15 protein-coding genes and 1 tRNA gene are annotated in these 23,320 nt (G+C 69.1%); 6 read left to right on the top strand and 10 right to left on the bottom strand.

The window, feature by feature from the left end; all coding sequences use genetic code 11:
- Nucleotides 1-166 precede the first annotated feature (166 nt).
- Nucleotides 167-772 carry a recombination mediator RecR gene (recR, locus tag NQ038_RS00820; RefSeq protein WP_306427583.1) on the bottom strand — a complete coding sequence of 202 codons (606 nt, stop codon included), beginning with the start codon at nt 770-772 and terminating at the stop codon, nt 167-169.
- A complete protein-coding gene (locus tag NQ038_RS00815) occupies nt 769-4,443 on the bottom strand; it encodes a DNA polymerase III subunit gamma and tau (protein ID WP_257047922.1) in 3,675 nt (1,224 codons plus the stop codon). Before NQ038_RS00815 ends, recR begins: the two co-directional genes overlap by 4 nt.
- A 54-nt stretch (nt 4,444-4,497) precedes the next feature.
- Here NQ038_RS00815 and NQ038_RS00810 point away from each other — a divergent pair, with 54 nt between their 5' ends.
- Nucleotides 4,498-5,184 (top strand): DUF1707 domain-containing protein, encoded by a 687-nt coding sequence (locus NQ038_RS00810; RefSeq protein WP_257061473.1) that lies wholly within the window; start codon nt 4,498-4,500, stop codon nt 5,182-5,184.
- Nucleotides 5,185-5,244: 60 nt separating this feature from the next.
- On the opposite strand, the gene NQ038_RS00805 is transcribed toward NQ038_RS00810, so the two are convergent.
- The 5 genes from NQ038_RS00805 to NQ038_RS00785 form a co-directional block, all read right to left on the bottom strand.
- Complete coding sequence (locus NQ038_RS00805; RefSeq protein WP_257061472.1) at nt 5,245-5,796, bottom strand: maleylpyruvate isomerase family mycothiol-dependent enzyme; 552 nt, start codon at nt 5,794-5,796, stop codon at nt 5,245-5,247.
- A 9-nt stretch (nt 5,797-5,805) separates the two neighbouring features.
- Entirely contained in the window at nt 5,806-6,705 is a 900-nt protein-coding gene (locus tag NQ038_RS00800; protein WP_257061470.1) for a Sir2 family NAD-dependent protein deacetylase, read from the bottom strand.
- A 13-nt stretch (nt 6,706-6,718) separates the two neighbouring features.
- A complete protein-coding gene (locus NQ038_RS15320; RefSeq protein ID WP_306427582.1) occupies nt 6,719-7,453 on the bottom strand; it encodes a DUF4190 domain-containing protein in 735 nt (244 codons plus the stop codon).
- Nucleotides 7,454-7,735: 282 nt separating this feature from the next.
- On the bottom strand, nt 7,736-8,743 hold the full coding sequence (locus tag NQ038_RS00790) for an amidohydrolase family protein (RefSeq protein ID WP_257061468.1): 1,008 nt from the start codon (nt 8,741-8,743) through the stop codon (nt 7,736-7,738).
- A 597-nt stretch (nt 8,744-9,340) separates the two neighbouring features.
- A tRNA-Leu gene (locus NQ038_RS00785) sits at nt 9,341-9,424 on the bottom strand.
- Between the two features lie 235 nt (nt 9,425-9,659).
- Here NQ038_RS00785 and NQ038_RS00780 point away from each other — a divergent pair.
- Nucleotides 9,660-10,991 carry an ABC transporter permease gene (locus NQ038_RS00780; protein WP_257048952.1) on the top strand — a complete coding sequence of 444 codons (1,332 nt, stop codon included), beginning with the start codon at nt 9,660-9,662 and terminating at the stop codon, nt 10,989-10,991.
- A 39-nt stretch (nt 10,992-11,030) separates the two neighbouring features.
- Nucleotides 11,031-16,277 (top strand): ATP-dependent helicase, encoded by a 5,247-nt coding sequence (locus NQ038_RS00775; RefSeq protein ID WP_257061466.1) that lies wholly within the window; start codon nt 11,031-11,033, stop codon nt 16,275-16,277.
- A 23-nt stretch (nt 16,278-16,300) separates the two neighbouring features.
- On the opposite strand, the gene NQ038_RS00770 is transcribed toward NQ038_RS00775, so the two are convergent.
- From NQ038_RS00770 to NQ038_RS00760, 3 genes are all read right to left on the bottom strand, one after another.
- Complete coding sequence (locus tag NQ038_RS00770; RefSeq protein WP_257048950.1) at nt 16,301-16,744, bottom strand: hypothetical protein; 444 nt, start codon at nt 16,742-16,744, stop codon at nt 16,301-16,303.
- On the bottom strand, nt 16,741-17,817 hold the full coding sequence (locus NQ038_RS00765; protein ID WP_257061465.1) for a serine hydrolase: 1,077 nt from the start codon (nt 17,815-17,817) through the stop codon (nt 16,741-16,743). The genes NQ038_RS00770 and NQ038_RS00765 overlap by 4 nt, the downstream gene beginning before the upstream one ends.
- A gap of 90 nt (nt 17,818-17,907) precedes the next feature.
- A complete protein-coding gene (locus tag NQ038_RS00760; RefSeq protein WP_257048948.1) occupies nt 17,908-18,501 on the bottom strand; it encodes a helix-turn-helix transcriptional regulator in 594 nt (197 codons plus the stop codon).
- Between the two features lie 143 nt (nt 18,502-18,644).
- On the opposite strand from NQ038_RS00760, the gene NQ038_RS00755 reads away from it, so the two are divergent.
- From NQ038_RS00755 to NQ038_RS00745, 3 genes are all read left to right on the top strand, one after another.
- Nucleotides 18,645-19,898: an MFS transporter gene (locus NQ038_RS00755; RefSeq protein WP_257061462.1), complete on the top strand. Its 1,254-nt coding sequence runs from the start codon at nt 18,645-18,647 to the stop codon at nt 19,896-19,898.
- Between the two features lie 134 nt (nt 19,899-20,032).
- Complete coding sequence (locus NQ038_RS00750; protein ID WP_257061461.1) at nt 20,033-21,142, top strand: zinc-binding alcohol dehydrogenase family protein; 1,110 nt, start codon at nt 20,033-20,035, stop codon at nt 21,140-21,142.
- Between the two features lie 38 nt (nt 21,143-21,180).
- On the top strand, nt 21,181-23,310 hold the full coding sequence (locus NQ038_RS00745) for an NAD(+) synthase (protein WP_257061459.1): 2,130 nt from the start codon (nt 21,181-21,183) through the stop codon (nt 23,308-23,310).
- Nucleotides 23,311-23,320 lie beyond the last annotated feature (10 nt).

Genomic DNA, 23,320 nt, shown 5'->3' with positions numbered 1-23,320 from the left:
TCGTCCATTGTATGAGGGCACCCCGCCGGGGCCGAGGTGGCCGTCCGCGCCTCGAACCGCGGCAGGAAATTTTCCTGCCGGGTGGCCGCGAGACGGGATCGGCAGCCGGCGGTACCGCCGACGGCGCGGCTGGCACTACCGCCCGCAGGCGGCGCGGCCCTCCGGCTCAGCCGACCGCGGTCCGGCCCTGCAGCGCCCGACCCAGGGTGACCTCGTCGGCGTATTCCAGATCGCCGCCCACCGGCAGGCCGCTGGCCAGCTTGGACACCTTGATGCCCAGCGTGCCCAGGAGCCGGATCAGGTAGGTGGCGGTGGCCTCGCCCTCGAGGTTCGGATCGGTGGCGATCACGCATTCGGTGACGGTGCCGTCGGACAGGCGCGGCAGCAGTTCCTTGATCCGCAGATCATCGGGGCCCTTGCCGCGCATCGGATCGATCGACCCGCCGAGCACGTGGTACAGGCCCCGGTATTCGCGGGTGCGTTCCAGGGCCACGACGTCCTTGGACTCCTCCACGATGCAGATCATGGTCTGATCGCGACGGGGATCCTGACAGATCAGGCAGGTGTCCCCTTCGGCCACATTGCCGCAGATGGTGCAGAAACTGACCCGCTGCTTCACCGCAGTCAGCGCGTGGGCCAGGGCTGCGACCTCGGCCGAATCGCTCTGCAGGATGTGGAAGGCCAGGCGCTGGGCGGACTTGGGCCCGATCCCCGGCAGCTTGCCGAATTCCTCGACCAGGTCCGCCAGCGCACCCTCGTACGCCATGCTCATTCTCTAATCTCCTCAATCACCACTCCGCCCAGCAGCCGTTCAACCACCGGGACCCCGAATTCCCCGGTCTCGCTGATGTCCAGGTCGTTCTCCGGGTCGACGTTCATATATTCCTCGTCGGGGCTGATGTAGCCCGCGCCGGGTGCCTCCTGGCCGGGGCCCGGCCCCACGGGGGTACCCGGATATCCGGAGTCCCCCGTGTAGCCGGGGTCGCCCGGGTACTGACCCTGCGAGCCGCCCTGCTGCCCACCGGAGCGCTTGCCCTTGGCGTGCCGGGCGGCGAGGTCTGCGAATGGATTCGCGTTTTGCTGCCCGGGCCCCCCGGAGCCCGCATGATCGTGCCGATAGGCGTACGAGCTGCCCGGCCCCGGTCCCCGGCCGTGGGCGAACCCTGCGGCACCTGAACCGTTGTCGCGGCCGTATTCGGACTCATCCTCCGCTTGTCCCGGAAGGTCGCCCGCAGGAGTCCCCTGGGGGTAAGCGCCACCTGTGCCCTGGGTATTCCCCCGGCCGCCGCCGGCCCCGGGGCCTGTGCCCGGCCCGGTCGCGAAACCGTTGTCGGCCCGGTCCCACCCGGCCGTGCCCCCATCCGGCTGATACCCCGTGAAGCTGATCGAGGTGTCGGCATATGCGCCCAGGAAGTCCAGATCGTCCGCCGGGGGAACTGCCGACGCTGCAGGCGCGCTCTGGTCTCCGGGGGTCTCCGCAGGCCGTTCGTTGGCAGGTTCGCCCGCGGGAGCATCCGGATAGGCCGCGTCCGCATAGTCTTCATCCCACGGTTCGAAGTCCACGTCCGCCGGCGGTGGCACTACCAGAGCCGGCACGTCGACTGCTCCGGAACCGGCCGAGGTCTGGGGCTCGTCGAAGGTGCCTGCAGTCGGCTCGTTGGAGGGCTCGGTGGTCGGCTCGTTGAAAGTTCCGACCGGGGTGTCCTCGACCTCGCCGAAAACCTCGAAGTCATCGGCGAAGGGGGCAGTTACGGGCTGTACCTCCGCCCGGCTTCCCGGTCCCGCAGGCGTGCTGGCCGGCCCGGCTGGGTCCGCCTCCTGATCGGAGCCCTCGGGCTCGGCACGGTGTGGTCCGGGCTGCCGCTCTTCGCGCTGTGGCGCCTGCGGTCCGCCGGGCTGCTGGGGCCGCTGATCCCGCCGGCCGGCGGGGGCTGGACTCGGGTCCACTGTGCCGGGACCGGAGGCGGGAGCCCAGGGCCCATCCTGGGGTGGGGTCTGCCAGAACTTCTCGTGGTCGACGGGTTCACGGTCCATGGCGCGCGGCCCGACGACCGCATCGATCTCGTCCTGGCTGGGCCGATGCTGGCCTGCCGTGGGCGCGCTGCCGGGTGCGGATTCCCCCGCCCGGCCCGCGAAGCCCGCGCCGGGGCCGAATTCCTGCCCACCGCGCGGCCGGTTCTGGCCCGCACCGGAGCCGGTGTTCTGCCCGCCGGCGGAGGCCTGCGCACGCTGTGCGTCGAGGTCGATGCCCACCTGGCCGACGGCTACGCTCACCCTCATGCCCAGTTCGTCGAAGATGGCCTCCGCCAGTCGCTGGTCATTGCCGTTGCGATCGAAGCTGTGGGCCGATCCCTCATTGTTGAAGCCCAGCTGCAGGGTTCCGGATGCGACGGCCAAGGGCACGGCGTTACTGCTCAGGATCGCGCGGGCCAGACGGCTGCGCCGACCCAGGGCGTCCAGGATATTGGGCCAGTTGCGCCGGATCGCGTCGATCTCATTGCCACCGGGAATGCCGGGCGCAGCTGCTTGTGCGGGTGCAGCCGACGCTGTGGATACTGCGGCTTCTGCTGCAGGCGCGGCGGGCGCTGCCGGCCGTCCAGCCGGTGCGGCGGTGGGCGCCGATCCCTGCGGATGCGAGGGGTCCACCCGCGGCGGTTCTGGCTGCCGCTGCGGCTCCTGCTGGGCAGCCTGCTGTGTGGGCTGCTGCCCTGGCTGCGGCGCCGAACGCTGGTACGGAGGCTGCTGCGCAGCACGCCCTTCGGACTGGTGCAGGGACTGGCGGGTGGAGTCCCGCTGCTCGCCTCGTTCCTGCGGTCGGGATTGCGCGGGCTGCCGGCCCGGCTGCGCCTCTTGTTGTCCGGGTGCACGTCCTGCCGGTGCCTGTGCCGTTTTGGCCGGGCCCTGTTCCTGCGGCCGGCCCTGCTCCGGTGCCGGAGCCGGCGCGGACCCGCCGAGGTCCTCGGTCGCGAAGGACTGCGCCATGGCGGCGAAGTCGGCGATGTCGTCCAGCGAATCGTAGTGCCGGCCCTCGTGTGAGGGAGCCGGACCGGCTACTCCGCCCTGCGCACCGCGCGGCCGTGCCTGATCGGACTGGACCGGGCCGTTCTGCGCCGGTCCGCTCTGCGCCGCCTGCTGTGCCGGCTGGGCCCGTCCCGCTTGCTGTGCGGACCCGGTCCCACCGGTCATCGAGGAGCCACCGGCCACCGCAGCGCCGCCGGGCACGCCAGCCGCCGCACCGCCCGGCACACCGGTTGCGGCGCCCGGCACGTTTCCGGCCGCGCCCATGCCGATGCGCCGTTCCATCCGGTCCAGGCGCGACAGCAGGGCCCCGCGCGTCTTCTCACCGCCGGGCAACAGCACGCGTGCGCACATGAGTTCGAGTTGCAGCCGTGGGCTGGTCGCCCCCGTCATCTCCGACAGGCCCACGTTGAGCAGGTCCGCGGCCCGTGAGAGTTCGGCCATCCCATAGGCCTGGGCTTGGGCTACCAGGCGCTCCAAGCGATCCGCCGGCGCATCCGGCAGCATCGCCGTCGCCTGATCGGGAGCCGTGGCCAGCACGATGAGGTCGCGGAAGCGCTCCAGCAGGTCTTCGACGAACCGGCGCGGGTCCTGCCCGGATTCCACCACCCGGTCGATGACCCTGAACACGGCGGCTCCATCGCCTGCGGCGAAGGCGTCCACGATGTCGCCCAACAGGGATTCCGGCGTATAGCCCAGCAGGGCCACCGCCGTGTGATAGTCGATCCCGTCTGGACCGGAGCCGGCCATCAGCTGGTCGAGCACGGACAGCGAGTCGCGCACCGAACCGCCGCCGGCGCGCACCACCAGGGGCAGCACGCCCTTGCCAACCGGGACGTTCTCCCGTGCGCAGAGCTCACCCAGATAGTTCGCCATGATCTCCGGCGGGACCAGCCGGAAGGGGTAGTGGTGGGTGCGCGAGCGAATGGTGCCGATGACCTTTTCGGGTTCGGTGGTCGCGAAGATGAACTTCACATGCGCTGGGGGTTCCTCCACCAGTTTCAGCAGGGCGTTGAAACCCTGGGGAGTGACCATGTGCGCCTCGTCGAGGATGAACACCTTGTAGCGGTCGCGGGCCGGCGCGTAGACCGCGCGTTCGCGTAGGTCGCGGGCATCGTCGACGCCGTTGTGGCTGGCCGCGTCGATCTCCACCACGTCCAGCGAACCGGGGCCGCCGGTGGCCAGGTCGCGGCAGCTGGCGCATTCCCCACACGGGGTGGGCGCAGGGCCCTTGGCACAGTTGAGACAGCGGGCCAGGATGCGCGCGGACGTCGTCTTGCCACAGCCGCGCGGGCCTGAGAACAGGTACGCGTGATTGACGCGCCCGTTGGCCAGGGCCATCTGCAGCGGACGGGTCACGTGTTCCTGCCCGATGACCTCTTCGAAGGTTTCGGGACGGTATCTGCGGTAAAGAGCTGTGGACACGGTACTAGGCTACCGGGCTGGGCTGACACGGGTCGGACACGGCACAATGGGACCATGTCCTCGAACCCGGAACCGCCCGTTTCCCGCGATCCCCGCAGGCTGCGCATCGGCTATGCCGAACGCGATGCGGTGATCGAAACCCTGCGCGAGGCCGCCGACCAGGGACGTATCACCACCGATGAACTCGAGGAGAGGATCGAAGCCGCGGACGCAGCGCGGACATATCTGGAGCTCGATCCGATCGTCGCCGATCTGCCCACCCCACCGCCCTCAGCACAGGTCGCCGGACAACAGCTCCAACCCTCCATCCCCGCCCAGCGGATTCCCGGGCAGGTCCCAATGCCCGGCCAGGCCGGAGCCCCCGGCTACTCCGCCGCGGACCCGCTGGTTCTGAACGCGGGTTGGAACGACCAAGAGCTCACGGGCGACTGGAAGACGGTCCCCTTCATGCGCATCAAACTCAGCGCCTCAACGGTGCACCTGGACTTCACCCGGGTCCGCAACACGCTGGGCCGCATCGACATCGAGGTCGAGGGCGCAGCGGGCACTGGCGTCATCGTGGTGCCCGAGGGCTGGGGCGTCGACGTCGATGCCGTCGCCAAGAGCTGGGGCTCGAAAAAGAGCACGGTGAACCGGCAGCCAGAACCTGGACAGCCTGCCATCGTCGTCACCGGTTCACTGGGAATGTCGAGTCTGCGGGTCCGTCATCCCAACCGCTGGGAGCGCAGGAAACTCGGGTAGCCGGATGGCCCAACCGCCGGGGCCGCGGCCTTGGCGAAACAACCCAGCGGGGAAATACGGCTAGGCCTTGACCGGTTTGACCAGGGCGACCGACTGCCGGCCGAAGTAGTACAGCAGCAGTTCGCTGTTGGGACCCTCGACCTCGGCATAACCCGGCTTGCCGACCATCCGGCGGCGCAGTAGGCCGACCATCCGCCCCAGCTGTTCCTCCTCATCGGCGGGTAGCGCCCGGGGCACCCATTCGTCCGCGGCCCGGCGGATGTCCTCGTGGTGGACGAAGTACTCCGCGGTGTTCATCAGGCGATCGACAGGGCCCCAGGCCGCAGGGCTGCGGCGTTTCGGACCGGCGGCGACCATCCCCACCAGCTGATCCCAGGGCAGCGCCTTGAGCTCGGCCTCGCGGGCGGCTGCACGGCGTTCCAGTAGCGGCACCCGTGCGGCAAGTTCCGGTGCGGCGTTGCCGGGCAATGCGCTGGGATAGCGGTCGCGGACCACCAGGTGCACCGCCAGATCCGAGGCATCCCAGCCCTCACACAGAGTCGGGGCGTCGGGTCCCGTACGGCGCAGCGCAGCCGCCAGGGCCAATCGTTCAGCACGGGCGTAGTTGACCATGCACCCAGGCTATAGCGTGAACGCCGTCTTGGCACGCCCCGGTGCACCTGTGATCGCCGCAGCCCAGGCGCTCAGGAACGCCGAGGCCCGACTCACCGATCGGTAGTCCGCCAGCGCGTCAGCACGGGTCGGCCCGTCCGTGACGATGACCACGGGCTTGCCATCCCGAGCGGCGGAACGTACCAGCCGCAGGCCGCTCATCACCGCCAACGAGGTTCCAACGGCTACCAGCCCACCGGCCTCATCGACGGCCAGGGTGGCCGCCTGGGCACGTGGTTTGGGCACCGATTCCCCGAAGAAGACGACATCGGGCTTCAACGGCCCTCCGCACACCGGGCAGGGCAGGGGCTCGAAACCGGCTGTGTCCTCGAGTTCGACGTCCCCGTCCGGGGCGATGTCGAGTTCCTCGGCTGCGCAGGCGGCTGCGAACCCCGGATTGCGCAGGGTCAGCTTGTCCTGCACCCAGTCGCGGTCGTAGAGCCCGCCGCAGTCCAGGCAGACCACCCGGTCCAAACGCCCGTGCAGATCGATCGTCCGGTGCGAACCGGCGGCCTCGTGCAGTCCGTCGACATTCTGGGTGATGAGCGCTCCGGGCCGGATGGCGGCGAGCGCCCGGTGCCCGGCATTCGGCCGGGACCCCCGCATCGCGGGCCAGCCCACATAGCTGCGGGCCCAGTATCTGGCGCGCGCCGCGGCGGAACCGACGAAGGTCTGGAACTCCATCGGATTGCGCGGCGGCGCGTCAGGGCCCCGATAGTCGGGAATCCCGGAATCCGTGCTCAACCCGGCCCCGGTCACCACGACCCAGTCGTGGGCCGGGCGCGCGGTCAGGGCCGCGATGATCTCCTCATCGGGATGGCTGGGGGCGGCGGCCGGGATGCCCGCCAGCGGATCCTTGACGATGGGCACCGCGGGCTTCGCCTCAGGCCAGGCCGGCCAGGCCGGCGATACCGGTCAGCAGGGAGTCGTACTGTGAATAGCCGTCGGAGGAGCTACTCACCGAGGCGATGATGATGATGAAGATGATGTAGGCGATGATGAGGACGATCCCGATGGCCAGGAACACGATCCCCAGGATGAAGCCCCACTTACCCAGATTGTTGTCCGGCAGGCCGACCTCGCGCGACTTCTTCCGGGCGATGACACCGCAGATGATGCCGACGATCGGGCCCACGCCGATGCCGACCAGTGCCACGAGCGAGGCGACCAGCGAGATGATGCCCAGCGTCTGGCCCGGATCGACCAGCACGGCGGGCACCGTATAGGGCTGGCCGTATCCGTAGGGGTCCTGGCCATAGGCCGGCTGCCCGTAAGGATCCTGGCCGTAGCCCGGCTGGCCATACGCCTGCTGCGAGCCATAGTCGGGCTGCTGGCCATAGGCCGGCTGTTCACCGTACTGGGGCTGGCCGTACTGGGGCTGCGAGCCGTAGGTATTGTTCTGCGAGCCGTAAGCGGCATTCGGATCGCCCTGCGAGCCGTAGTTCTGGGAGTCGTAGTTCTGCGAACCGAACTGCTGCGGCCCGGAGGCGGCACCACTCGAATCCGTTGCAGAACCGTAGTTTCCACCCGAATAATCGCCGCCCGAATAGTTGCCGGAGCCGGCACCGGAATCGTTGTATCCCTGGTTGCCCTGATTCGGATCCTGTGGAGTGGACATTGCTGTCTCCTTCGGTCGGTTCGGCATCGAAACCCCGACCGCAGTCGGGCCGGACTTCGACATATACGGAAAGTCTAACGGTCTGCCCTGAGGAGAGCCCGGCTCACCTGTTCACAGGCCCCGGCCGACGGAGTCCCACTGTGCACGTACCCAGGTTTTCCACCGCTGTGTCCACAACTGTGCATAGTAAAGTCCCCGGATCGTGCCGGTTGTCCACAGGCGCGGCCGTGCCCATCGTGCACACCGGTGGAAAAGGTGGAGCACCCTGTGCCCGCGCGACGGTCAGTCCAGTCCCAGCAGGGACCTCGGTGTCGTCCACAGCACCCCGCGCAGCCAGTCGGCGCCCAGGCCCAGGCGCTGAAGGGCCTGCAGCTGGTGGCTGTAGGGATACGGAATCGTCGGGAAATCGCTGCCCAACACCACCCGGCCCGCCAGGCCGGCGAGGACGCGCGGATAGTCCGCGGGCAGCGGCGCCAGGGCATTCATATAGTCGGTGCCGACCATCGTCGTATCCAGGTAGACGTGCGGGTGTTCCGCGGCCAGCCGGGCGAACTCCAGGTAGTCGGGTAGGCCGGCATGGGCGATCACCAGCACCAGTTCGGGGAACCGGACCAACAGCCGGCGGATCGGCTCGGCGCCGGTGAAGCGGCCGGCGTGCGGACCGTTCCCGCAGTGGATGACGACGGGGGTCGCCGTCTGCTGCAGCAGGTCCCAGGCCTCGTCCAGGAGCGGATCGGCCGGGTCGAAATCGCCCACCTGCACGTGGACTTTGAAGACCTGCGCCCCCGCTTCCAGTGCCGAGGCGACACTGGCCCGGGCACTGACCGGCGCTTTGCCGCCGGGCCGGGTGGGGTCCGGCCGGGTGGCGCCGGGCGGTTCGGGATAGAAGGTGCCGGAGTGGATGGCGTCGGGGTGGGCGGCTGCGAATTCGGTTGAGAAGTCGTTGAGCCAATCGGCCATGCCCGGTCGGTGTGCGTAGTTCAGCGTCGTATAGGCGGTGACGCCCATATCCCGGAGGATCTGCACGCGCTGCTGGGCGGGATGGCGGTAGGCGATGGGCCAGGGCGGGGCACCGGGATCGTGCTCGGAGACGTGATCGAAGAAGTCCCAGACCTTCGCCTGAACGCGCTCGGGCATGAAATGCACGTGCAGATCGACGATTCCCGGTATCCCCCGTTCGTGGAGCCAGGCCGGGATGTCCGCGTCGGAAATGGGCGGACTCTCAGGGTCCGCCGATGCGCCTTCCGGTTTGTGCTCCTCGTTGTTCCGGGTGTTGCTCGAATCCGCCATCGCATTCCTTTCCTTTTCCACAGAAGCCTGCTGCGAGCTTAGCGAGTGTGGGTGGCGAATACGTCAGGGGCGGCGACACCGTTAGCAGCGGATTTCCGCAAACCACGTTATTCACAATCCTGGATCGGCCCCGGGAAATAGCGCCTCGGAGCACCTGTTCACAACGTGTCCGGGCGCGTCGTCCACCGTGCTTCCACCCTCTGTCCACAGTGCTATCCACCGCTGTGCATAACGCTGGGGCCTCAGCAGGGGAGTTTTCCACAGGGGTGGATGAAGTGGTGGATGTACGTCCACAACCCGGGTGCCGATGTGCAGTCACCTGCAGCGGGGAACTTCAACCGAAAAGGAGAAACGCCTCGGGTGAAACATGCCGCCCGCCGGGGAATGCCAGAGGTCGTAACGTGCCCGTAAATGTGAGGACTCCGGGAATACATCCGGAGTTCGATCCAGGGGGGGGTATTCCCGGAGCTCTGCGCATTTTCTACCCCCAGTCCCTTAACACCCTCGTAGACGGGCCCAATAAGGGACTGGGGCTAGAAAATGCGGGGGATCGCCAAATAAAAAATGGCCCGGCATCTGCCGGGCCATTCCTGTCCGTGCGCGAGGGGGGACTTGAACCCCCACGACCTTGCGATCACTGGCACCTGAAGCCAGCGCGTCTACCAATTCCGCCACTCGCGCGAACTCGTCCAACATTACACGACTCCAGCGCCCATGCAAAATCGGGTTCCGGCAACATCTTCCGTGCCGAATCATCCCTCATAAACGCCCCGCCCTCGAGCACAGCTCCACCGATTTTCGGCGCACGTTCAGGCCCAACACATATTCTGAGGTTATGAGTACGCCGCCTACCCCACAGGAACCATCAGCAGAGCAGCCTTCAGAGCAGCCGCCAGAACAATCCCCGGCTCAGCCCGTGGCACCGGCCTCCACTCCAGCCCCCTCGGTCGTTTCAGTCGCCCCGACCGCCCAGGACATCGACCCGGCACGCATCCACGCTGCACCGGAGAAGAACGCCTTCCGCCGCGCCTTCGCCAAACTGCATCCGTCCCTGCAGCTGGTACTCCTGCAGTTCTGGATGCCCGCCTTCATGGCGATCATGTTCGTCCTGTGTTACGTGGGCGGCTTCCAGCACCTGTCCCCACACGATGTCCCGGTGGCCGTCGTGGGCGACTCCGTCTCCGATTCGCGCAGCACCGCCGCGCAGTTCCAGGAGATCACCGATAAGGCGATGCCCGGCGGCTGGGACTTCAGCGTTGCGAAGTCCGAGGCCGCGGCCAGGGAGGACGTACGCACCGGCGAGGTGGCGGCGGCCTATGACGCCCAGAAGAACACCCTCATCATGGCCTCGGCCCATCAGGCGCAGTTGACCACGCTGATGCCCAAGTACCTGGACACCCTGCTGTTCTCCAAGGCCCCGGCCACCATCGAGGACATCGCTCCCCTGCCGGCCGGCGATATGGGCATGACGCCCATGTACCTCATGCTCACCTGGTGCATCACCGGTTATCTGGCCGCCATGTTCATCGGCCTGATGGGCGCGCCCCTGCGGCGTATGACCCGCTTCGCCATCATCGTCGGCGGATCGGTCTTCCTCACCGGGATCTCCTGCATCCTGGTCGACCCGGTGCTGGGCGCCATCACCGGACACTTCTGGGCCCTGTGGGGCCTGGGCGCCTGCTGGGCGATTGCGATCGGCACCGCGGTCAACGGTCTGAGCTACTTCTTCGGCAGGTTCATCGCTGCACCCGCCATGATCCTGTTCATCTTCCTATCGATCCCCGCATCCGGGGCCGCCATGCCGCAGTGGTTCATCGGCCAGCCCTTCAACTGGCTCAACCACGTGGTGGTGGGCTCGGGGATCACGGAGATGCTCAAGCGCCTGGTCTACGACGTGGGCCCCGGCTACAACCGCGGCTGGATCATGCTGGCCTGCTATCTGGTGATCGGCGTCCTGCTGACCATAGTGGGCAAGCCCTACTGGGAGGCCCGCCGCGTCCGCCATATGCTGCGGGGCCGGACCACGATGTTCCAGGACGCACAGCGCGCCAACGGCCGCCTGCACGAGGCGGAGCGCAAGGCGATCCTGGGCCGCTACAATCTGGAACCCGGCCCCGAGGGCACCGTCATCAAGCAGGAAGCCGACGATGAGGAGCTCTACGATCAGCCCTCCGACGCCTTCGGCTTCGGATCCGCGCTCGAACCGGACATCGACGAGTCCCCGCGGGCGGGCCATCCGCGTCACTGAGACGGCGGTGTCCATGCCCCGCGCTAGGCTGGCGGCACGATGAACACCACATCCGGACTCCCGTTCGCGCGCGCCACCAGGGACTGGTTCGCCGCGGCCTTCGCAGCGCCCACGCCCGTGCAGCTGCAGGCCTGGCGCGCCATCGACGCGGGCGAGAACGCCCTGGTCATCGCCCCGACCGGCTCCGGCAAGACCCTGGCGGCCTTCCTCCACGCGATCGACCGACTGGCCGCCGGCGGAACCGAGGCCGCAGCGGCTACCGCTGCCACCGCATGTGCCGCCTTGGACGAGTCCGGCGCCGCGGCCTCGGCCACCGCCGCGGGCGCGCGGAATGCCGGCACCCGCGTCCTCTACATTTCCCCGGTCAAGGCGCTGGCCGCCGATGTGCGCAAGAACCTGGGTATCCCCCTGGCCGGGATCGACGCCCGGCGGGCGGAACTGGGCCTGGACCCGCACGGTATCTCCGTGGGGATGCGCACCGGCGACACTCCGCCGAACGAGCGCGCGCGGCTGGTCCGCCGGCCCCCTGACATGCTGGTGACCACCCCGGAGTCCCTGTACCTGATGCTCAGTTCGCGGACACGGGAGACTCTGCGCGGGGTCGACACCGTCATCGTCGACGAGGTGCACTCGGTCGCAGGGACCAAGCGCGGAGCCCACCTGGCTGTATCACTGGAGCGCCTGGACGATCTGGTCGGATCGCCCGTGCAGCGCATCGGCCTGTCGGCCACGGTCAGTCCCGAGGCCGAGGTCGCCGCTTTCCTGGGCGGGCCCCATCCGGTGCGGATCGTGCATCCCCAGGGCTCGAAGGCCCCGCAGCTGGACATCATCGTCGCGGTCGAGGACTTAGGCGACATCGCAGCCGGCAGCGGTTCAACCGGCGGCACATCCGAGCTGTCCGAGTCCGCGGCGGCCAGAGCCGGCTCGATCTGGCCGCATATCGAGGCCCAGGTGCTGGATCGCGTGTTGGACCACGGTTCGACCATCGTGTTCGTGAACTCCCGCGGCCTGGCCGAACGTCTGGCCGCCCGGCTCAACGAGCTGCACGCCGAGAGGCTGGGGCAGCCCTTCCCCGAGGCGCGCCATTCCGCCTCGGGACCGACCACCGGCAGAACCGAGGATGGAGACCGACCCCAGGGCGGCCGGGCCTCGGGCCCGCCGGCCGAACGCGATTCCGTGGCGGCCAGTGCAACAGCCGCGGTGACTTCGACAACTGCGGCCGAATCGCCCATCATCGCCCGGGCCCACCACGGCTCCGTATCCAAGGAACAGCGTCTGCTGGTGGAGAACCAGTTGAAGTCAGGGGAGCTGCGCTGCGTCGTGGCGACCAGTTCCCTGGAGCTGGGCATCGACATGGGCGCGGTCGACCTGGTCGTCCAGATCGCCCCTCCGCCGGATGTGGCCAGCGGCCTGCAACGGGTGGGCCGGGCGAACCACCGGGTCGACGGAGTGGCCCATGGGCTGATCTTCCCCCGCACCAGGCGCGATCTGGTCCAGGCCCAGGTGATCGCCGAGCGAATGTCCGAGGGGCTGCTCGAGCCACTGTCCCCGCCCCGCAATCCCCTTGACGTGTTGGCGCAGCACACGGTGTCAGCCGTGGCGATCGCGGACGCGGACTCCGCTGCGTCGCTGACCGCGGACTCCTGGTTCGCCACGGTGCGCCGGGCCCATCCCTTCACCGCCCTGTCCCGCCGGTCCTTCGACAGCGTGCTTGCAATGTTGGCCGGCGCCTGGACCACCCGGGAGTTCGCGGGACTGCGGCCGTCCATCGTGTTCAATCGCTCCACCGGAGAACTCCACGGACGTCCCGGCGCCCAGCGCCTGGCCGTGACGAACGCCGGAACGATCCCCGACCGCGGCGCGTATTCGGTGGTGTTGCCCGCCGGCGTCGAGGACACCGGCAACCGGCGCGTCGGTGAGCTGGACGAGGAAATGGTCCACGAATCGCGGATCGGCGACATCATCACCCTGGGGGCCTCGGCCTGGCGAATCCAGGAGATCGCGACGAATCAGGTGGTCGTCGTGCCCGCGCCCGGTAGGTCCTCGCGCCTGCCGTTCTGGCACGGCGATGGGCCCGGCCGGCCCCTGGCGCTGGGCCGGGCGATGGGCGCCTTCGTCCGCACGGCCTCGACGCAGCCCGCCACGCAGTCCGAGGCCGGCGCCGAGCGGGCCCGGGAGAACCGGGTCAGGGCGAACACCGTGCGCTTCCTCGACGAGCAGCGCGAGGCCACGGACGTGGTGCCCGACGATACCGATCTGGTACTGGAGGTCTGCCCCGACGAGACCGGTGATCAGCGCCTGGTGTTGCATTCGCCCTTCGGCCGAAGGGTCCACGCGCCGTGGGCCCTGGCCCTGTCGGAACGCCTGCTGGCAGCCTACGGATCGGATGCCTCGGTCATGGCCGCAGACGACGGGATCGTCGCCCGGATACCCGCGGATGCCGCCGTGCCGGACGCGCGGTTCTTCCAGTTCGATCCCGAATCGCTCTCCCCGCGCATCGAACGGCTGGTGGGCGGATCCGCATTGTTCGCCGCACGGTTCCGCGAATGCGCCTCGCGCGCCCTCTTGCTGCCGCGCCGGGATCCCGGCAAGCGGACTCCACTGTGGCAGCAGCGCCAGCGGGCCGGACAGCTCCTGGAGGCGCTGGCGGAGTTTCCCGATTTCCCAATACTGACGGAGACCGCGCGCGAGTGCCTGCACGATGTCTACGATCTGCCGGGGCTGCAGGATCTGATGCGGGAATTGGGCTCCGGACGCATCCTGTTTCACGTGAAACACACGCGCGTGCCCTCGCCTTTCGCCGGCGATCTACTGTTCGGCTATGTGGGCGAGTTCCTCTACGATTCGGACCGCCCGCTGGCCGAACGCCGCGCCGGGGCCCTCGCCCTGGACCCGGCCCTACTGGCCGAACTCCTGGGCTCCCCCGATGCCGAAAAGCTCCTGGACCCCAGGATCCTGGCCCGTATCGAGGCCGAACTCCAACGCCTGGCCCCCGACCGGCGAGCGCGCGGCATGGAGGGCGTCGCCGATCTGCTGCGCGACTTGGGGCCCCTGGACACCGCGCAGCTCGCCGCTCGGCTACGGGATGAGGAGGGGACGGAGGTCTTCGGGTACGTGCGCGAACTGGCCTCCGCCGGACGAGCGATTCCGGTGCGGATCGCCGGGCAGACCGCCTGGGCCGCAGCCGAGGACGCGGGCCGTCTGCGCGCGGCACTGGGCGAGGACACCGTACCGAGTACTCCTGGGGCCGGCGGTGCCGAAGCGGATGTCGCCGGGGTGGACTGCGTCGATCGACCCACACTGCCCACAGAATTCCTGAACCCGGGCCCTGACCCCATGGGCGATCTCGTGGCCCGCTTCGCGCGCACCCACGGCACCTTCACGACCTCGGCCCTGGCGCGGGCGTTCGGACTCGGACCCGCCGTTGTCGAACCTGTCCTGCGCGGATTCCGCGACTCCGGCACACTCATCGCGATCGGGGCGCACGGCCAAGTCCCGGACACGGTCCCCCATGCGGCACCCGGCGAGGCGCGCAAGCAGGCCGGCGGGCCCTCGGCGGTGTGGATCGATGCCGAGGTCTTCGCCCGGGTGAGACGGTCCGCCCTGCGCGCCGCGCGGGAGGCCACACGGCCGGCCCCGGCCCCGGCCTTCACCTCCCTGCTACTCGAACGCCAGTTCATCACCCACCCCTTGCACGGTGCCGATGGCCTGGCCAGGGTGATCGAGCAGTTGGACGGCCTGGCTCTGCCCGCATCCCTGTGGGAGTCGCAGATCCTGCCCGCGCGAGTTGCGGACTATGGACCGCACCTGCTCGACGAGCTGCTGGCAGAGGGCTCGGTCACCTGGGTCCCCGTCTTCGCCGGCGGCGCGGCGGTGGGCGCCCGGGCCTCCGGAACCGGTGCTGCCGAGCCGCTCATCTCGCTGCGCCTACAGGATCTGGGACCGGTGCAGGCCGTCGACCCTGCACCACTGACTCCGCTGCAGGAGGCGATCCTCGATGTGTTGGCCAGCGGCGGCGCCTGGAGTGCCGCCGAACTGGGCCGGCGGGCAGATACCGGGGCCGATGCCGTGAACGCTGGAGCCGACCCTGGGGCCGGACCCGGCGCCAGGGCCGGTTCGGCCTCGGCCACTGCTGCCGAACCGCTCGACGCCGACGCCCTGTTCCGGGCCCTGTGGGGCCTGGCCGCGCGCGGAGCAGTGGTGACGGAGTCCTTCGCCCCGGTGCGGGGCCTGGCTGAGTTCGCAGCGGACGGCAGTGGGCGGGGCGCCCATGGTTCAGCGGCGGGTGGAACCGCCGGTCGCGGTGCACGGCGCTCGGGTCGCCGGGGACGCTCCGGCCGGGCCGCGGGCCGCTATGGCGCATCCGCGTACGGCTCCGCATACCGGTCCCTGCCGGGGGTCGGTGGTGCCGGTCCAGGTCACGAAGCCGATGGGAGCGGCCGGATACCGCGCAATCCGTTCATAACCTCGGCCGATCCCAGGCTGCGGGGCCGCTGGGCCCTATCACCGTGGTTCGGCGATGAGCCCAACGGGGACGGTATCGCCTCTGCCGGCGCCGGTCCGACCGCAGAGTCGAGTCCAGACGGCAGTGCCGAACAGCGCATCGTGGAGCGGGCCGAGGCCATGCTGGATCGCTACGGCGTCGTCACCCGGGCCGCCGCCGTACACGAATCCGTACCCGGCGGATTCCCCGCCCTGGCCCGCGCGTTGACCGCCTTCGAGGATGCGGGCCGGGCCATCCGCGGGCGCTTCGTCGCGGGTTTGGGTGGCAGTCAGTACGCCGAGCACCAGACGGTGGACCGCCTGCGCGATCTGTGGCAGGGGCTCGAGGGCCCGGTGGAGTCCGCGGCAACCGCCGGTGCCGTCTATGTGTTGGCCGCCAACGACCCGGCTAATCCCTATGGTGTTGGGCTCGCCTGGCCGCAGGCGGGGACGTGGACCGAGTCCGAAACACGGGATGGGACCGGGCACTGCGCGCCCCCGTCGGAGGGCGAGGGGCGACATGTCCCCAAACCGAACCGGGCCGCGGGCGCATTGCTCGTCCTCGACCCGCACGCGGGCGCGGTCGCCTGGCTGGCCCGCGGCGGAAAGCACCTTGTGACCTTCACCGAACGGCAGGGACGTGCAGCCGAGGCCCTGCTTGCCGCATTCGACCGGTACCGGCTGCCGGGGTTCGTCTTGGAGACGATCGACGACAGGCCGGCCCTGGGCCATCCCTGGGCCGAGGCCCTACAACGGGCCGGCCTGCGCCTGGCCCCGCGTGGCCTACGCTACTACGGGAATTAAGGGCACGGACTGGGCACACCATCCTATATGTTGAGGAAGCAGCGCACGGCCAGGGCCAGGATGATCACGAGCTCGACGGCCAGGACCACCATCGTCTTCCTCGACAGGCCGCGCCGGGCACCGCCTAAACGGCTCGCCTTTGCCAGGCCCTCCCCCGCCGGACCAGTCCCTGCCGGACTCGCCGGGCCCGCGCCAATCGAAACCCCACCGGCGACCACCCGCCAGACGGCGATCCCGGCCAGGACCGCTGCGAGCAGCCAGACGACCAGCAGCAGGGTGCCGGCCGGCCACAGGATGCGCACCAGCAGCATGCCGATCAAATAGCTGCCGGCCATCCGCGCACCGGCCTCCGGGTTCAGGGTGCCGCGCCGCAACCGGATCAGGGCCAGCACCGGCGGGCCCAGCAGCAGCCAGGCGGACACCAGGAGCAGAATCAGACTCATGACCAGGGACAGTGTGCCGTTCATGGTTCGATCACCTTCTGTGCTTCGTCGACCGAGGTCGCGGTATCGCTAAGCACCACGATTCCCCTCGCGCCGTCCTTCTGCTTGCGGTCACCGGCGAAACCCAGATAGCAGGAGAAGCCCCCGGTGCCGCCGTTGTGCCAGACAGTCCCCGCGCCCGTGTGCATCCAGGCGTAGCCGATGCGCTGGCCGGACCCTGCGTCCGCCCGGGCTTTGACCGCCTTGACCCCCGGCGCCTTTCCGGTCGCCACGGCTTGCAGCCACAGTCCCATATCGTGTGCGGTCGAGCGCATCGACCCGGCAGGGGCCTGCGCGCGCATCGTCCACCTGCCGGTGGGCAGGCCCGCGGCGTCGAAGCCGCGCGGAGCATCGGTCCCCAGGTCCGAGGCCTCGGTCGGCACCGTCGTCTCGTCCATTCCCAGCGGTGCGAGGATACGGGTCCGGATCAGCTCGGGATATTCCATCCCCGCACGTTTCGCCACGGCCTGGCCCAGCAGGGCGAAGCCCAGATTGGAGTATCCATACTCCTTCTTCCCACCCTGGCCCGTGGATACCCTGCTCTCGGCGGCCTGCGTCAAGAACTCTTCCTTATCCAGGGTGTAGGGGTCGAATCCCAGTAGCCCGCGGACGGTCTGCACGCCCACACCCGCCGCGCCGGATTCCAGCAGGCGGGACAGTCCCGAATGCTGAGTGGCCAGCTCCGCCAGCGTCACACTTCCCGCCGGACGGTCGCGGAAGTCGGGGAAGACCTCGTCAAGCCGGGTATCGGGGTCGACTTCGCCGCGGTCGATCGCATCCGCGAAGGCGGCGGCCGTGAAGGTCTTGGTCACCGATCCGATCTCGAATTCCGTATGCTCGTCCGCGCCCCAGCCGGCAAACGAGGTCTTACCGTCCTCGTCCAGGCGCAAAGCAACCAGGTGGTGGCGGAATCCGGTGCCCAGCAATCCGTCGATCTGGGACACCAATTCGGAATCTCCGTTGGCCTGGCCGCGCAATCCCAGGGGTTTCGGGGCCACGAGGGCGATGAGCAGGGCGCCCAGGAGTCCGGCCGCAATGGCTATTGTGTGTCGTCTCATGATGTCCTTCCTCGCACCGGCCGGATGCCGGTGCCGTGGCGGCCACTTCCGATGCGGGCACTGCAGTGCTGACACTGCGGGCTCCGGGCCTCAGTCGGTGGCAGCCATGATGATGACCAGCAACGGCACCACCCGGTCCGCGGGCACCCGCCAGTGGCCCCGGCGCGGGGACTGCAGCCAGCCGGTGGCTGCCAGCTGGTGTAAATGGTGGTAGACCTGCCCCGATGTGCCCATCCCCGGCAGAGCCGTCAGGTCCGCCGAGGTCGAGGTGCCCGCGAGTACCGCCTGGACCAGCGCCAGCCGCACGGGGTGCGAGAGCGCGGCCAGGCGTTCGCCCGCATCGGCGAAGTCGCGGCCCAACAGCTCGGCGGTGGGTCGCCCCCACTGCCAGGCCACCGGGCCCTCCGGCAGTTGTGCGGTGCCAGCGAAGTGCACGGCGTCCATGCCCGGATAGCGCCGGGCAGATTCCGTGAGGATCCAGGCCGATTCCGAAACTGCGGCCGATGTGGCCGCCGTATCGGCTCTGAGGCCCGGGGAGTCGGCATCGGAGCCAGTCAAGTCGGTGAAACCGGCACCGGGCGATTTCCCGCCGCGTTCCAGCAGCGCGAGCCGTTCCTCAAGCGCTCCGATCCGGTCTTCGAGCACCTCGACCCGATCCCGCTCGACATCATCTGCATCCGTCATATTCTCACTATAACGTAATTACGTATTAATTGACTAGAGGCAGACGGCAACAACTCTGCAACATTCCAGACACTTATTTATATATCTATCTGATATTCTTGTTGGCACAAGCAGCCGACAGAAAGACCAGGGAAGTCACAGAAGTGAGCGCAGAGACAGAGAACCTAGCCACCGGGCAGACACCACCGGGCACGCACGCCACCGCCGCCGAGGTCGAGCCCGGCTGGTGGATCCAGCCCAAGACCGTATGGGCGGTGGCGCTGGCCGCCGCAGTGTCCTTCATGGGCATCGGCCTGGTCGACCCGATCCCGCCTGCGATCAGCGCGGACCTGCACGCCACCCCAGCCCAGACCTCGCTCCTGTTCACCTCGTACCTGCTCATCACCGCCGTGGCGATGTTCTTCACCAGCTGGGTCTCCGGGCGGATCGGCGCGCGCAACACCCTGCTGATCGGCCTCGGCCTGATCGTGGTGTTCTCACTGGCCTCCGGCCTGGCCCCCAGCGTTCCGTGGATCATCGCCTTCCGCGCGGTCTGGGGCCTGGGCAACGCCCTGTTCATCTCGACCGCACTGTCGACGATCATGAGCGAATCGCGCAATCCCGACGGCGCGATCGTCCTCTACGAATCCGCACTGGGCGTCGGCATGGCCCTGGGCCCGCTGGTCGGCGGCCTGCTGGGCATGATCTCCTGGAAAGCGCCCTTCATCGGCACGGCCGTCCTCATGGCCGCGGGCTTCGTCGCCATCCTGACCATGCTGGACAAGAGCGCCGTCGAGAAGAGGCACACCCCGGTCTTCGCCGCGTTCGGCGCCTTCAAGAAGCCGGCCCTACTGAGCTTCGGCCTCATCGCCATCTTCTACAACATGGCCTTCTTCGTCGTCCTCGCCGTCTCCCCCTATCCTCTGGGCTTCGGGGCGCTGGGCATCGGCCTGACCTTCACCGGCTGGGGCGTGGGTCTGGCTCTGACCTCGGTCTTCGGCGCACCGGCGCTGTCCGCCCGGTTCAAGCGCACCACGATCATCGCCTCGGGCCTGGTCGCCCTGTTCATCGTCGTGGCCCTGGCGATCTTCCTCGTCAACGTGGTCCCGGCCCTCATCGCCCTCATCGTGGTCTCCGGTTTGATCCTGGGCGTGATGAACACCGTCCTGACCGAATCGTCCATGGAGTCCACCGACCTGCCGCGGCCGGTCGCCTCGAGCGCGTATTCCGGCATCCGCTTCCTAGGCGGCGCCATCGCCCCTCCGCTGGCCACCAGCCTGGGCCATGCCTTCGGTTGGAGCGCCTCCTATGTGTTCGGCACTGCGGCACTCATCGTGGCGATCGTGCTCGTGTTCTCGCTGCACGGTCCCCTGTCAGCGGCCAATAAGCCCCACGACCGCGAGGTCGTCGCCGGCTGAGGCCCGCCCCTCCCCAACCCTTCGCGCCGAACCGTCGATAATGTGTGCCCCGCCCCTGGTGGAATCGCACATTATCGGCGGTTCGACGCGGTTATGGGGTTCCCCTTGACCCGACACCTGGGTAGATTCAGACCATGAGCGTTGCACAGCCGGCGAATCCGGTCACGACACCGCCAGAGGTACCCGCGACCATGCGCGCCTGGACCGTAACGGGCCCCGCCCCGGTCCTCGCCGCTGATGGCTCCTCCCCTGCACCGGTTCCACCCTTGGAATTGCGCGAGGTGCCCGTCCCCACTCCAGGCCCCGGCGAACTGCTGATCCACGTCCACACCTGCGGAGTCTGCCGCACCGATCTGCACGTGGTCGAGGGCGACCTGGCCGTGCACCGGCCCCATGTCACACCCGGGCACGAGGTCGTCGGCCGCGTCGTCGCCTGCGGCCCGGGGACGGCCGGCCCCGGTGCTGCCGATCCCGGGACTACCCGGATCGGCCGCAGAGTGGGCGTCGCCTGGCTGCGCGGCACCTGCGGCCACTGCCGGTGGTGCACCACCGGGCGCGAGAACCTCTGCCCGGAATCTACCTACACCGGTTGGGACGCCGACGGCGGCTACGCGGAATACACCACGGTCCCCGCCGCCTACGCCTATGAACTGCCCGAGGTCGACGACACCGCCCTGGCGCCCCTACTGTGCGCCGGCATCATCGGCTACCACGCCCTGCTCAAGGCCGAACTGCCGGCCGGCGGACGCCTCGGCCTGTACGGATTCGGCGGCAGCGCCCATCTGTGCGCCCAACTCGCCCTGGCCCAGGGCGCCCGCGTCCACGTGCTGACACGTGACCGGGCGGCCAGGGAACTGGCGCTGGAACTGGGCGCGGCCTCGGCTGCCGGGGCCTACGATATGCCTCCGGAGCCGCTGGATTCGGCGATCCTGTTCGCGCCGGTGGGCGATATCGTCAAGCCGGCGATGCGGGCGCTGGACCGTGGCGGCGTGCTGTCGATCGCGGGCATCCACCTGTCGGACACTCCGCCGCTGAACTACGAGGACGAGCTGTTCTATGAGAAACAGATCCGCAGCGTGACCTCGAATACGCGGGACCAGGGCCGGGAGTTCCTGGAACTGGCGGCGCGCCACCGGGTGCGGGCCACGACCCACGAGTACCCGATGAGCCGGGCGCTCAACGCGCTGGAGGATCTGCAGGCCGGACGGTTCGACGGTGCCGCGGTGCTGGTCAACGACCTCTGAGGCCGCCGAGCCGGAGCCGGGCGTGAAAGACTGAGACGGTGAGTGACGCAACTGAATTCGACAATGCCTTCGGCCACGGCTTCGCGCGGATCGCAGCCTGCACGGTCCCCCTTGCCATCGCGGACCCGGCGACGAACGCGCAGACGATCATCGACGCTACCCGTGACCTGGACGAACGCTCCGTCACCGTGGCGGTGTTCCCGGAGCTGTGCCTGTCCGGCTATGCGATCGACGACCTGGTACTCCAAGATGCGCTGCTCGACGGCGTGCTGGCGGCCATCCACCGGATCGCCCGCGAGACCGCCTCGTACTCGCCGCTGCTGCTGATCGGCGCACCCCTGGCCCACGGCAACCGCCTGTACAACTGTGCGGTGGCGATCAAAGCCGGCCGCGTCCTCGGCGTCGCCCCGAAGTCCTATCTGCCGACCTACCGCGAGTTCTACGAGCGCCGCTGGTACGCCCCGGGCGACGATCAGCGCGGCACGATCACCCTGCCCGACCCCGGCACGGCGGGGCCGGCTGCAGCGGCCGAGGCGGCGCCCGGCTCCGGATCCTCCGCGGCCGGGGCACCCGTTACCGTGCCCTTCGGCCCCGATCTGCTGTTCGCCGCCACGGACCTGCCCGGACTGGTCGTCCACGCCGAGATCTGCGAGGACATGTGGGTGCCCGTACCGCCCTCGTCACTGGCGGCCCTGGCCGGCGCCACGGTGCTGACCAACCTGTCCGGCAGCCCCATCACGGTCGCCAGGGCGGACGACCGGCACCTGCTGGCGCGTGCGGCCTCGGCACGGGGCCTGGCGGCCTATGCCTATGCTGCGGCGGGCCTGGGCGAGTCGACCAATGACGTGTCCTGGGACGGCATGACGATGATCTACGAGAACGGCGCACTACTGGCCGAGACCGAACGCTTCCCGCAGACCGCCGGGCATTCGATCGCGGACGTGGACCTGGACTCCCTGGTCCAGGACCGCCGCCGCCAGGGCACCTTCGACGACAACCGCCGGGCGCTGGGCGAGGCCTCGGCGTTCCGGACCGTGGAATTCCAGGCGAACCCGCCGCGCGGGGATGTGGGCCTGCTGCGCACGCTGCCGCGCTTCCCGTTCATCGCCACGGACGCCGCCAGGCTCGACCAGGACTGCTACGAGGCCTTCAACATCCAGGTTTCCGGGCTGGTGCAGCGGCTGCGCGCGATCGGCGGGCCCAAGCCGGTCATCGGCGTCTCCGGCGGGTTGGATTCCACGCACGCGCTGCTGGTCATCGCCCGCGCGATGGATCTGATGGGCAGGCCGCGCTCGGACATCCTGGCCTACACCATGCCCGGTTTCGCCACCAGCGACCATACGAAGTCCAATGCCCTGGCCCTGGCGCGGGCGATCGGCGCGAGTGTGGAGACGATCGACATCCGGCCGGCGGCCACGGAGATGCTGCGCCAGATGCACCACCCGGCAGGCGATGGCGAGCCCGTCTACGATGTCACCTTCGAGAACGTGCAGGCCGGGCTGCGCACCGACTATCTGTTCCGTCTGGCCAATCACCTGGGCGGGATCGTGGTGGGCACGGGCGACCTGTCCGAGATCGCGCTGGGCTGGTCGACCTACGGGGTGGGCGATCAGATGAGCCACTACGGGGTGAACTCGGGGATTCCCAAGACACTCATCCAGCACATCATCCGCTGGGTGATCGCGCGCGGGGACGTAGTCGACGAGGCCGGTGCCAAAGTGCTGCAGTCGGTGCTGGACACGGAGATCAGCCCCGAACTGGTGCCGGCGGGGCCCGATGGCCAGGTGCAGTCGACCGAGGACACGATCGGGCCCTACGCCCTGCACGACTTCACGCTGTTCCACATCATGCACGGGGCCCGACCCTCGAAGATCGCGTTCATGGCCCGGCACGCCTGGGCGGGCGATCCGCATGCGGGGCTGTGGCCGGCGGGCTTCCCTGAGCCCGACCGGTACTCCTATGACATGGCCACGATCCTGAAATGGGAGAAGGTGTTTTTGAAGCGCTTCTTCGGGTTCTCCCAGTTCAAGCGCTCGGCGATCCCCAATGGGCCCAAGGTCCTGGCCGCCGGGGCGTTGAGCCCGCGCGGGGACTGGCGGGCGCCCTCGGACGGCAACGCCCGCCTGTGGCTGGCCGAACTCGAGGCGATCGAAGCGGCCATCGCATAGCCCGCCCCCG

Source organism: Brevibacterium sp. 50QC2O2, assembly GCF_024580675.1.
GTDB lineage: Bacteria > Actinomycetota > Actinomycetes > Actinomycetales > Brevibacteriaceae > Brevibacterium > Brevibacterium moorei.
Note: the sequence above shows the minus strand (reverse complement) of the source record. Positions and strands in the feature narration are given on the sequence as shown.